This is a genomic window from Polaromonas sp. P4_F6 (assembly GCF_056401275.1).
The window spans coordinates 1-11,697 of sequence record NZ_JBFUJQ010000018.1 but is presented as its reverse complement, the minus strand read 5'-3'; the positions used below and the strand labels follow the sequence as shown (position 1 = coordinate 11,697).

General features: G+C 65.1%; 12 protein-coding genes. 10 read left to right on the top strand and 2 right to left on the bottom strand.

What is annotated here, in order from left to right; translation table 11 throughout:
* The 5 genes from odhB to AC1DUN_RS24045 all read left to right on the top strand — a co-directional run.
* The coding region (odhB, locus tag AC1DUN_RS24065; RefSeq protein WP_477716179.1) for a 2-oxoglutarate dehydrogenase complex dihydrolipoyllysine-residue succinyltransferase at nucleotides 1-1,013 on the top strand (1,013 nt) is incomplete at its 5' end.
* Between the two features lie 8 nt (nucleotides 1,014-1,021).
* On the top strand, nucleotides 1,022-1,495 hold the full coding sequence (locus AC1DUN_RS24060; protein ID WP_477716178.1) for a hypothetical protein: 474 nt from the start codon (nucleotides 1,022-1,024) through the stop codon (nucleotides 1,493-1,495).
* A gap of 5 nt (nucleotides 1,496-1,500) precedes the next feature.
* Nucleotides 1,501-2,928, top strand: coding sequence for a dihydrolipoyl dehydrogenase (gene lpdA / locus AC1DUN_RS24055; protein WP_477716177.1), 1,428 nt, complete (start codon nucleotides 1,501-1,503; stop codon nucleotides 2,926-2,928).
* A gap of 25 nt (nucleotides 2,929-2,953) precedes the next feature.
* Nucleotides 2,954-4,057, top strand: a complete 1,104-nt coding sequence (gene zapE / locus AC1DUN_RS24050; protein WP_477716176.1) for a cell division protein ZapE — start codon at nucleotides 2,954-2,956, stop codon at nucleotides 4,055-4,057.
* Nucleotides 4,054-4,719 carry a hypothetical protein gene (locus AC1DUN_RS24045; protein ID WP_477716175.1) on the top strand — a complete coding sequence of 222 codons (666 nt, stop codon included), beginning with the start codon at nucleotides 4,054-4,056 and terminating at the stop codon, nucleotides 4,717-4,719. The genes zapE and AC1DUN_RS24045 overlap by 4 nt, the downstream gene beginning before the upstream one ends.
* On the opposite strand, the gene AC1DUN_RS24040 is transcribed toward AC1DUN_RS24045, so the two are convergent.
* Nucleotides 4,705-5,493: a PP2C family protein-serine/threonine phosphatase gene (locus tag AC1DUN_RS24040; protein WP_413330827.1), complete on the bottom strand. Its 789-nt coding sequence runs from the start codon at nucleotides 5,491-5,493 to the stop codon at nucleotides 4,705-4,707. The genes AC1DUN_RS24045 and AC1DUN_RS24040 overlap by 15 nt on opposite strands.
* 84 nt (nucleotides 5,494-5,577) lie before the next feature.
* On the opposite strand from AC1DUN_RS24040, the gene AC1DUN_RS24035 reads away from it, so the two are divergent.
* The gene (locus AC1DUN_RS24035) at nucleotides 5,578-5,781 is read left to right on the top strand and encodes a DUF465 domain-containing protein (protein WP_007871178.1); all 204 of its coding nucleotides are present in this window, start codon (nucleotides 5,578-5,580) and stop codon (nucleotides 5,779-5,781) included.
* Complete coding sequence (locus tag AC1DUN_RS24030; RefSeq protein WP_477716174.1) at nucleotides 5,781-7,787, top strand: ATP-dependent DNA helicase; 2,007 nt, start codon at nucleotides 5,781-5,783, stop codon at nucleotides 7,785-7,787. The genes AC1DUN_RS24035 and AC1DUN_RS24030 overlap by 1 nt, the downstream gene beginning before the upstream one ends.
* On the opposite strand, the gene AC1DUN_RS24025 is transcribed toward AC1DUN_RS24030, so the two are convergent.
* A complete protein-coding gene (locus AC1DUN_RS24025; protein ID WP_477661656.1) occupies nucleotides 7,750-8,574 on the bottom strand; it encodes an outer membrane protein assembly factor BamD in 825 nt (274 codons plus the stop codon). The two genes, AC1DUN_RS24030 and AC1DUN_RS24025, sit on opposite strands and share 38 nt — an antisense overlap.
* Nucleotides 8,575-8,591: 17 nt before the next feature.
* Here AC1DUN_RS24025 and AC1DUN_RS24020 point away from each other — a divergent pair, with 17 nt between their 5' ends.
* The 3 genes from AC1DUN_RS24020 to AC1DUN_RS24010 form a co-directional block, all read left to right on the top strand.
* Nucleotides 8,592-9,626, top strand: a complete 1,035-nt coding sequence (locus AC1DUN_RS24020; protein ID WP_477716173.1) for an RluA family pseudouridine synthase — start codon at nucleotides 8,592-8,594, stop codon at nucleotides 9,624-9,626.
* A gap of 122 nt (nucleotides 9,627-9,748) precedes the next feature.
* The gene (scpB, locus tag AC1DUN_RS24015; protein ID WP_477716172.1) at nucleotides 9,749-10,582 is read left to right on the top strand and encodes an SMC-Scp complex subunit ScpB; all 834 of its coding nucleotides are present in this window, start codon (nucleotides 9,749-9,751) and stop codon (nucleotides 10,580-10,582) included.
* Between the two features lie 3 nt (nucleotides 10,583-10,585).
* On the top strand, nucleotides 10,586-11,697 hold a 1,112-nt coding region (locus AC1DUN_RS24010; protein WP_477716171.1), incomplete at its 3' end, for a pseudouridine synthase.

Below are 11,697 nucleotides of genomic sequence, written 5' to 3'. Positions count from 1 at the left end.
CCCCCCCCGCCGCTGCGGCGGCCGCACCGGCTGCCGCGGCAGCTTCGGCCCCGGCTCCTGCCGCCGCTCCCGCAGCGGCGGGCGGTTCCATGGCCGGCGTTCCCATGCCCGCCGCCRCCAAGCTGATGGCCGACAACAACCTGGCCGCCGGCTCCGTGCCGGGCACCGGCAAGGACGGCCGCGTCACAAAGGGCGATGTCCTGGGCGCGACCGCCGGCGGCGCCAAGCCCGCCGCCGCCGCGATTCCCACGGGCGCGCCGACCACGGCCCTGCCGCAGGTCGCGGCTTCGGCCAAGCCCGCCGACCTGGGCGAGCGCCCCGAGCAGCGCGTGCCCATGAGCCGCCTGCGCGCGCGTATCGCCGAGCGCCTGCTGCAATCGCAAGCCACCAACGCCATCCTGACCACCTTCAACGAAGTCAACATGGCCCCCGTCATGGAAATGCGCAAGCGCTTCCAGGAAAAATTCGAAAAAGAACACGGCGTGAAGATCGGCTTCATGAGCTTCTTCGTCAAGGCGGCTGTGCATGCCCTGAAGAAATACCCCGTGCTCAACGCCTCGGTCGACGGCAATGACATCGTCTACCACGGTTATTTCGACATCGGTATCGCCGTCGGTTCGCCGCGCGGCCTGGTGGTGCCCATCCTGCGCAATGCCGACCAGATGAGCTTTGCCGACATCGAAAAGAAGATCGCCGAATACGGCGCCAAGGCGCGCGACGGCAAGCTGGGTATTGAAGAAATGAGCGGCGGCACCTTCTCGATCTCCAACGGCGGCGTGTTCGGCTCCATGCTGTCCACCCCCATCATCAACCCGCCCCAGTCGGCCATCCTGGGCGTGCACGCCACCAAGGACCGCGCCGTGGTCGAAAACGGCCAGATCGTGGTGCGCCCGATGAACTACCTCGCCATGAGCTACGACCACCGCATCGTGGACGGCCGTGAAGCCGTGCTGGGTCTGGTGGCCATGAAGGAAGCGCTGGAAGACCCGGCACGCCTGCTGTTCGACATCTAAGGCTGTCGATGCGCCGCATAGTCGCCTGCCTGGCCTGCGCGTTGAGCGTGGGCCTGGCTGCGGCTGCGGCACCGGCTGGCGACAGCTGGAGCGGTCATTACGGGCTGAAATGGCTCAGCGTTTCGCAGCCGGAGTCCCGGGTAGTACTGGCGAAGGCGCCGGATGCCGATCCCCGAAAGCTGGTTGACGAATACCAGTCTGACCTGGTCCGGTGGACCATTGCCGATGTGCGAACCCCTACAGAGGCCGTCCCCCTGCGCCGCTTTCTCGTGGCGGAGTACGAAGGCTTTGGCTGGGCCGCCCTGCATGCCGCAGGCGGAATTGAATGCCTCGATGCCAGGCATCTGTTTGTCTGCAGGACCACACCCGGTACGACCGTGAAAATCGGCCGCGATGGCCCCCAGCAAGAAAGCCTGTTGGCGAGCACCGGTGTATTTGGAATCGTCCTCCACGCGGGGGCGTTTGAACTCAAGAAGGAATAGAAAACATGTCTAAACAATTCGACGTCATCGTCATCGGCGGCGGCCCCGGCGGCTATATTGCCGCCATTCGCGCAGCGCAGCTGGGCTTTAACACCGCCTGCATCGACGAATGGAAAAACGCCAAGGGCGGCCCCGCACTGGGCGGCACCTGCACCAACGTGGGCTGCATTCCTTCGAAGGCGTTGCTGCAGTCGTCCGAGCACTACGAGCAGGCTGGCCACCACTTCGCCGACCACGGCATCGAGGTCAAGGGCCTGAGTCTGGACGTCGCCAAGATGCTGGGCCGCAAGGACACCGTCGTCAAGCAGAACAACGACGGCATCGTCTACCTGTTCAAGAAGAACAAGGTCACCTTCTTCCACGGCCGCGGCTCCTTTGCCGCCGCCAAGGACGGCCTCTACGACATCAAGGTCACTGGCGCAGCTGAAGAAACCATCTCCGGCAAGCACATCATCGTAGCCACCGGTTCCAATGCCCGTGCATTGCCCGGCGCGCCGTTTGACGAGGAAAACATTCTCTCCAACGATGGCGCACTGCGCGTTGGCGCGGTGCCCAAGAAGCTGGGCCTGATCGGCTCCGGCGTGATCGGCCTGGAAATGGGCTCGGTCTGGCGCCGTCTGGGTGCCGACGTGACGGTGCTCGAAGGCCTGCCGACCTTCCTGGGTGCGGTGGACCAGCAGATCGCCAAGGAAGCCCACAAGGCTTTCACCAAGCAAGGCCTGAAGATCGAGCTCGGCGTCAAGGTCGGCGAGGTCAAGTCTTCCAAGAAGGGCGTGTCGGTCGCCTATGTCGATGCCAAGGGACAGGCGCAGACACTGGAAGTCGACAAGCTGATCGTCTCCATCGGCCGCGTGGCCAACACCATTGGCCTGGCGCCTGAAGCCGTGGGCCTCAAGCTCGACGAACGCGGCGCGGTGGTGGTTGATGATGCCTGCAAAACCAACCTGCCCAACGTCTGGGCCATCGGTGACGTGGTGCGCGGCCCCATGCTGGCGCACAAGGCCGAGGAAGAGGGCGTTGCGGTTGCCGAGCGCATCGCCGGCCAGCACGGCCATGTGAACTTCAACACCATCCCCTGGGTGATCTACACGAATCCCGAGATCGCATGGGTGGGCCAGACGGAAGAGCAGCTCAAGGCCGCAGGCCGCGCCTACAAGGCCGGTACCTTCCCCTTCATGGCCAACGGCCGCGCGCGTGCGCTGGGCGACACCACCGGCATGGTCAAGATGCTGGCCGACGCCGCCACGGACGAAATCCTGGGCGTGCACATCGTCGGGCCTTTTGCCAGCGAGCTGATCGCCGAATGCGTGGTGGCCATGGAGTTCCGCGCCAGCAGCGAGGACATCGCGCGCATCTGCCACGCGCACCCGTCGCTCAGCGAGGCGACCAAGGAAGCCGCGCTGGCGGTGGACAAGCGCACGCTGAATTTCTGAGCCGAGCCAAGCAGGTACTGAATCGGTGGCTCAACCGGTACGCGCGGCGTATGACGCCGAACTGGCGGCGCGGGGTTATGTCAGCGACCCCGCGCAGCTGCGCGCCGTCGAGGCGCTGGAACGCTGCGCCTCCGAGTGGGCCAACTTCAAGGAGCAGCGCTCCAACGCCTTCAAAAAGCTGATCAACCGGCCCGACATTCCCCGCGGCGTGTACATGTACGGGGGCGTGGGGCGCGGCAAAAGCTTTTTGATGGACTGCTTTTTCGGGGCGGTGCCGCTGCGGCGCAAGGTCCGGCTGCATTTTCACGAGTTCATGCGCGAGGTGCACCGTGAACTGCAGGACCTGCAGGGCACGGCCAACCCGCTCGACGAGCTGGGCCGGCGCATTGCCAAGCGCTATCGGCTGATTTGCTTTGACGAGTTCCACGTGGCCGACATCACCGACGCCATGATTCTCCATCGCCTGCTCTCGGCCCTGTTCGAGAACGGCGTTGGCTTTGTCACCACCTCCAACTTCCAACCGGACGAGCTCTATCCCAACGGCATGCACCGGGACCGCGTGCTGCCGGCCATCGAGTTGCTCAAGGCCAATCTGGAAGTCCTCAGCGTCGACAACGGCACCGACTACCGCAGGCGTACCCTGGAGCAGGCCAGGCTCTATCACACGCCGCTGGGGCCCCAGGCCGATGCCGAAATGACGGAAACTTTCAACGCGCTGGCGGAGTCCCAGGATGAAAACCCGGTGCTGCAGATCGAGTCCAGGCAGATCCAGGCCAGGCGCAAGGCGGGCGGGGTGGTGTGGTTCGACTTCAAGACGCTGTGCGGCGGACCGCGTTCGCAGAACGACTACCTGGAGATCGCGACCCAGTTCCATACCGTGCTCTTGAGTGACGTGCCTTACATGCCCTTACGTATGGCCTCGGAGGCGAGGCGATTTACCTGGCTGGTGGATGTGCTCTACGACCGGCGGGTCAAGCTCATCATGTCGGCAGAAGTCGCTCCCGAGGCGTTGTACACCGAGGGCCCGCTGGTGCACGAGTTTCCCCGCACCGTCTCCCGGCTCAACGAAATGCAGTCCAAGGAATTCCTGGCGCTCGACCGCCGCAACGTGGATACCACCCTCACATGAAAAAATTCGCCGCCGCATGCTTTCTCGCCACCCTGGGCGTGCTTGCGGGCGCGCAATCCGCGGCGCAACAGCCGGCCGTGCCCGCCGAGGCCCCCCGTAGCATTGATGCCGAGCGCGCCAGGATCAGCGCGGAACGCGCCCGGCTGGAGGAGGGTTTCCTCGCTGAAGACGCCGAGTGCTATAAAAAATTCGCCGTCAACAGCTGCCTGGGCAAGGTCAACGAGCGTCGCCGCGAAGTGATGGGCGACCTGCGCCGCCAGGAAATCCTGCTCAATGATGAAGAGCGGCGCAACCGCGGTGCCGAGCAGATCCGCAAGACCGAGGAAAAGGCTTCACCCGAAAACCAGCAGGAAGCCGCCGACCGCCGGGCCAAAGCCGCAGCCGACTACCAGTCACGCCTGGAGCGTGAAAAGCAAAAGAACGAGGACCGTGCCGCCGCCAAGGCCGCTGAGCAGGGCAACAGCGATGCCAGCGCCGCCAGGCTCAAGGGCAGCCAGGACAAATCCCAGGCCAGAGTCGGCAAACAGGCCACGGCGGCGGAAGAAGCAAAAAAATACAACGACCGCGTAAAAGAGGCGCAGGAGCGCAAGGCCCAGCACGAAAGCGATCGGCTCAAGCAGACCAAGCCGCCGGCCAAGTCCCTGCCTTTACCCCAGGACTAAGCGGGGCGGTGGCTCAGGCGCCAGAGGTTCGAGCTTGACGATCACCAGCGAGAGGTTGTCGCCGCCGCCGCGCGCACGCGAGCGGGCTTTCTGGATCAGGAACTCGGTGGCTTCACGCGGCGACAGCATGGACAGCGCGGAGCCCATTTCGCTGGCGCTGAAGTAGTGCCAGACGCCGTCGCTGCAGGCCAGCAGCACGTCTTCCGGGCGCAGCTGTGGGATGAAGTGATGCGTAATGGGCGGAGCGTCTTCGGTGCCCAGGCAGCCCATCAGGATGTTGGACTGGGGATGGACATTGGCTTCGTCCTCGGTGATCTCGCCCTTGTCGACCAGCGTCTGCACGTAGGAATGGTCTACCGTCCGGTGCACCAGTTTGCTGCCCTGGTAGTGGTAGATGCGGGAGTCGCCGGTGTGCACCCAGTGGCAGTCGCCGCCCGGGTTGATCAGGAAGGCCGCCAGCGTGCTGTGGGGTTCCTGTTCGGCCGAGATCGCCGTGAGCTTGATCACGATGTGCGCTTCCTCGACGATCTGCTTGAGCATGGCGGGGGCGTCATCGGTCTCCGGCGCGTAGCGGTCAAAGAGCTGCTTGGCGGTCAGCATGACCTGGTCGGAAGCCTTGCGCCCGCCGCTGCGGCCTCCCATGCCGTCAGCCACGATGCCCAGCATGCAGCCGGGAATCCGCGAGTGGCTGAACAGGTTGACCTGGTCTTGCTGGTAGTCCCGATCCCCTTTATGGATACCGGTGGAAGCTGTGATTCGATAACCTTTGGACATTGTGTGGTCGTTCGGGCACGAGGCTCGATTTATGGTCGCAATCGACGTATTATCAAGCGAAGCGGCGCGTACGGATAAAAAACCTTGGACTTAAATTTACATTCCCCGGAACGGCAGCTGATTGAACTCAGGATGGAGCATGCGGACCTCAACGCGCTGGTGGACATCGCGGCGCACACCATGCCCATCGACGAACTGCTGCTCAGGCGCCTTAAAAAGCGGCGCCTGCAGCTGCGTGACCAGATCGCTCAACTCGAGTTGTCGCTGGACCCCCCCGAGCCCGCCTGATGACGCTTGCGCTTGAAGTCGAAGAGGCTTTTGCGCCCGGCGGCGTGCTGTCGCGCGCGGCCGAGCACTTCACGCCGCGCAGCGGGCAGACCGAGATGGCCCTGGCCGTGGCCCGCGCCATCGAGGGGGCCTACCCCCTGGTGGTCGAAGCCAGCACCGGCGTGGGTAAAACTTTTTCCTACCTGGTCCCGGCGCTGTTGAGCGGTGAGCGTGTGCTGCTGTCGACCGCGACCAAGGCCTTGCAGGACCAGCTGTTCGGCCGCGACCTGCCGCGCCTGGTCGAGGCGCTGGGGCTCCCCGTGAGCACGGCCTTGCTCAAGGGGCGGGCCAGCTACCTGTGCCTGCATCGCATGGAGATGGCCCGCCAGGAGGCCTACCTGCCCGACGGTGTTTCCGTGCGCGCCCTGGCCAGGATTGAAGAATGGTCCAAGGCGACGCGCACCGGCGACCTGGCCGAGCTGCCGGGACTGGACGAACGCTCCCCCATGATCCCGCTGGTGACGTCCACGCGCGAGAACTGCCTGGGCGCCCCATGCCCGCGTTTTCGGGCCTGCCACGTGAACCTGGCCCGCAGGGAGGCCATGGCGGCCGACGTGGTGGTGATCAACCACCACCTGTTTTTCGCCGACCTGGCGGTGCGCGAATCCGGCGTGGCCGAGCTGCTGCCCTCGGTGCGCATCGCCATCTTCGACGAAGCGCACCAGCTCAACGAAACCGGTGTGCAGTTCCTGGGCACCAATCTGACCACCGGCCAGTTGCTGGATTTCGCCAGGGACATGCTGGCCACCGGCCTGCAACTGGCGCGCGGCCTGGTCGATTGGCAGGAGGTAGTGTCCGCCGTCGAGCATGCAGCGCGCGAGCTGCGCCTGTGCGCGGGCAAGCAATACCCCGGAACCAAGCTCAGGTGGGTGGATAAATCCCCCGAGGGCCTGGATGCGGACGAATGGAATGGCGCGCTGCAGGCCGTTCACGCCTCTTGTGAGCAGGCCTGCGCGGCCCTGGATACGGTCAGTGAAATCGCCCCCGACTTTGTCCGCCTGCATGAGCGCGCCTCGGAACTGGCCGAACGCGCCAGGCGCTTTGTCCATGCCTGTGAGCCGGGCTGCGTGCGCTGGGCCGACGTGGGCACCCAGCTGCGGCTGGTTGAGTCGCCGCTGGATATTTCCAAGGCCGTCAAAAGCAAGGTGCTGGGTGCGGGCAATGGCACCGATAAAACCTGGGTGTTCACCTCGGCCACGCTGGGTGACGACGACAAGCTCAGCTGGTTCACCCAGCCTTGCGGGCTGGAGGAGGCCGAGGTTTTGCGCGTCGGCAGCCCTTTTGACTATGAACGCCAGGCGGCGCTCTACGTGCCGCCGGCCTTTCCCAAGCCGGGCGATCCCGCCCACACGGTGAAGGTGGCCGAGTCCGCCGCCAGGTGGTCGCGGCACCTGGGCGGCCGCACCATGGTACTGACCACCACGCTGCGGGCCTTGCGCACCATTGGCGACGCGCTCAGGGAGGCTTTCCGGGAGTCTTCCGACATGGAGGTGCTGGTGCAGGGGGCCATGCCCAAGCGCGTGCTGATAGAGCGCTTCCGCGAGGGCAACGCCAACGGCGGCAAGGGCTGCGTGCTGGTGGCGTCGGCCTCGTTCTGGGAGGGCATAGACGTGCCGGGCGACGCGCTGCAACTGGTCATCATCGACAAGCTGCCTTTTCCGCCGCCCAATGACCCGCTGGCCGAGGCCCGCTCCAAACTGCTGGAGTCACAGGGGCGCAGCGCGTTCAACGATTATTTTCTGCCCGAGGCGGCCGTGGCGCTCAAGCAGGGCGCCGGCCGGCTGATACGCCGCGAAACCGATGAGGGCGTGCTGGTGGTGTGCGACAGCCGCCTGGCCTCGATGGGCTACGGCAAGCGCTTGCTGAGGGCGTTGCCGCCCATGCGGCGCCTGGCGTCAGAGCAGGAGCTGACGGACAGGCTGGACGCCCTTACCAGAACTTGTACCAGGGATTGTCTGCAGCCTTGAAGCCTTTGGTGAGGTAGGGGCTCTGCGGATAGTTCTTTTCCATGATGCGGCGGGTGTCGTCGCGCAGCTCGGCCATGCCCAGGGCATCATAGGATTTGTAGAGGATGTAGACGGCTTCTTCCAGTGCGGGCACGTCGCGGTAGTCGGCGATCGCGGTCTGCGCGCGGTTGATGGCGGCCACATAGGCGCCGCGGGAATAGTAGTAGCGCGCCACATGCACTTCCGATTGCGCCAGCGAGTTCACGATGTAGCTCATGCGCAGGCGGGCATCGGGCGTGTACTTGGATTCGGGGAAGCGGGTGACCAGTTCCCGGAATGATTCAAACGATTCCTTGGCGGCCTTCTGGTCGCGTTCGGACAGGTCCTGGCGCGAGATGAAACCGAAAATGCCCAGGTTGTCGTTGAAATTGACCAGGCCCTTGAGGTAGAGCGCATAGTCGAAAGCGGGGCTGGCGGGATGCAGCTTCATGAAGCGGTCTAGCGTCGCGATGGCCTGGGCCTGCTCGCCGCCCTTGTACTGGGCATAGGCTTTTTCAAGCTGGGCCTGCTGGGCCAGCGGGGTGCCCGCCGCGCGGCCTTCGAGCTTTTCATACAGGGGAATCGCCTTGTCGTAGGCGCCCGAGCTCGCTTCATCCTTGGCTTCGGCGTAGATCTTGTTGGGGCTCCAGGTGGCCGTCTTGTCGGGGGCAGGTGTACTGGAGCAGCCGGCGATCACGAAGGACAGGGCGCAAACGGCTGCAAGAAGCGGCATTGCATTGGGAACAACCGATAATTTGGTGGAAAACATTGCAATCGACCTTCTTGATGACTGATTCAGAACAAAGCAAATTGATTATATCGGCCGCTGCTGCGCCCGAAAGCGTTCCGGACGAGGCCCAGGAAGAGGGGGACACAGCGGCCGAGATGGAGTTGCGGCAGGTGACGGTTCCCGTTGAGAGCCACGGCAGCCGGCTTGACCGCGCTTTGGCCGCCATTGTGCCCGAGTTCTCGCGCACTTATCTGCAGCAATTGATCGAAGGCGGCATGGTGAAGCTGGCCGGTGCGCCGGCGACCAAGGCCTCGGCCAAAGTCAAGGCCGGGGATGAACTCCTGATCGAGTTGCGCCCCACGCCGCAAAGCCAGGCTTTCAAGCCCGAGGCCATGGCACTGGACATCGTGTTTGAAGACGCTTACCTGATGGTGGTCAACAAACCGGCGGGGCTGGTGGTGCACCCCGCACCGGGCAACTGGAGCGGGACCCTGCTTAACGGCCTGCTGGCGCATGACCCCCAGGCCGTGTTCCTGCCGCGCGCCGGCATCGTCCACCGCCTTGACAAGGACACCAGCGGCCTGATGGTGGTCGCCCGCCAGCGAACGGTGATGGACCAACTGGTCGGCCTGATCGCCGCCCGCGAGGTAAGCCGGGAGTATGTGGCTCTGGCCCATGGCGCCTGGCAGGGTGCGAAGACCCGCCAGGTCGACGCCCCCATAGGCCGTGACCCGCGCAACCGGTTGCGCATGGCGGTGGTGGACCTGGAGAAAAACGCCGGCAAGACGGCCTCCACAGTGGTGTCGCTGCTGCAAAACGCCGGCAAGCACTGCCTCGTCAAGTGCAAGCTGCATACCGGGCGCACCCACCAGATCCGGGTCCACATGGCGCTTCTGGGCCATCCGCTGGTGTCCGACGAACTCTATGGCGGAGCGCCCGCCGGGGGCCTGGACCGTCAGGGCCTTCACGCCTGGCGCCTGGCCTTCAACCATCCCGTCACGGGCAAGGCCCTGGAGTTCCGGGCCGAGCCGCCGGCCGACCTTCAGGCCGCCATAGCGGGTTTGGGCCTGATATACAATCAAATTCAGTAGTCTCCAGCTACCTGCACCATGGCTCCTGACCAGGAGATTGCGCATGGATGCATGCGCGAACAAGCGCCGAACCCACGTTTTCCCGGCCTTTTTTTCCGCCCTTTTTCGGAACGACCACAATCATGAATACGACGGATGCAAAGCGCGTCCTCGAAACAGCACTTATTTGCGCGCAGCAACCGCTGCCACTGCGTGAAATGGGTGTGCTGTTCAACGGGGTACTGACTGCCGACAGCCTCAAGCTGGTACTTGAAGAATTGCAGAACGACTGGTCGGGCCGCGGCGTGGAACTGGTGCACGTCGCGACCGGCTGGCGCTTTCAAAGCCGGCCCCAGATGCGCGAGTACCTGGACCGGCTGCACCCGGAAAAACCGCCGCGTTACAGTCGCGCGACGCTGGAAACGCTGGCCATCATCGCCTACCGCCAGCCCGTGACGCGCGGCGACATGGAAGACATTCGCGGCGTGACGATCAACAGCATGATCCTCAAGCAGCTGGAGGATCGCGGCTGGGTCGAGGTCATAGGCCACCGCGAGACCGTCGGGCGGCCCGCCCTGTATGCGACCACCCGGCAATTTCTGGACGACCTGGGGGTGGAATCGCTGGACCAGCTTCCCGTCATGGAAAGCAACGCCTCAACCCCAGCCGCCATGCTTGAGCAGATCGAGTTCGGCATGGCCGGGCTGGCGGACGGCGAGGCACAGCTGGAAGGCCTGGAGCTTGCCGTGCAGGCGCAGGATGCCGACCTTTCGGAGGGTCCAGCCGGCGTGAGCGAATCTCCGGAGTCGGACGCCGTGGGCGAAGCCGATGAACCGGCCGGCAGCGCCGAGGCGGCTGACATTGAAATGCCCGAACCCGTGGAAACGGCGGCCGAGGCCTCGCAGCCGCAAGCCCCCGGCGACGGCGATGCCGAGGCTTCCGGGCAGGATGACGTCGATTTCCCCGTACGAATGTAAAAAATGACCCAACAAGATCCTCCCGTCTCGCAACCCGTGGAAATGCCCGCTGGTGAAGACCAGGTCAAGACGCTGCCCCAGGAGCAGCCCGCGCAGGAGGCTCCCGAGCTGACCACGCCGGTGCAAGCCGATGCGCCGCCGCCCGCGCGGCCTGCCAGGGGACGCAACGCCGCCCCCGCCGCCGGCGCGATACGCTTTGAAGACGTGGTGACCGGGCAGTTTGACGCCGACGAAGAGGACGTCGCCCTCGCGCCGCCCAAGCGCGTGCTGTCGCCGCAGCCCGAAACCCCCAAGCTGCACAAGGTGCTGGCGCAGGCCGGCCTGGGTTCGCGCCTGGAGATGGAGCAGTTGATCCTGGAAGGGCGGATTTCGGTCAATGCCGAGCCGGCCCACATCGGCCAGCGCATCCAGTTCGGCGACACCGTGAAAGTCAACGGCAAGCCCATCCGCGTGCGCATAGACCCGCCGCCGCCCCGCGTGATCGCCTATCACAAGCCCACGGGCGAGGTCGTCACGCATGACGATCCGCAGAACCGCCCGACGGTTTTCCGGCGCCTGCCCAAGCTGTTCCAGGGCAAATGGCAGTCGGTGGGGCGGCTTGACCTGAATACCGAAGGCCTGCTGCTGCTGACCAGCTCCGGCGAGCTCGCCAACAAGCTGATGCACCCGCGCTTCGGCCTGGAGCGCGAGTACGCGGTCCGCGTGCTGGGGGCCCTGAACAACGAAGAGAAAAACCGCCTGCTCGACGGCGTCACCCTGGACGACGGCGTTGCCCAGTTCGGCTCCATCGAGGCCGGCGGCGGCGAAGGCGCCAACTGCTGGTACCGGGTGACGATTTCCGAAGGGCGCAACCGCGAAGTGCGGCGCATGTTTGAGGCGGTCGGCCACGCCGTGAGCCGCCTGATCCGTATCCGTTACGGGGCTATGGTGCTGCCGCGCGGCCTCAAGCGCGGTGCATTTGTGGAGCTGGACGAGCGCGACATCTGGGCCCTTACCAATGCCGTGACGCGTTCCGAATCCCGCCCCGATCCGCGCGCGGTCGCGGCAGGCCCCCAGGCGGGCGCGCCGGGCGGCGAAGGCGGCGAGCAGCGCCAGGGGCGGGGCCCGCGCAGGAA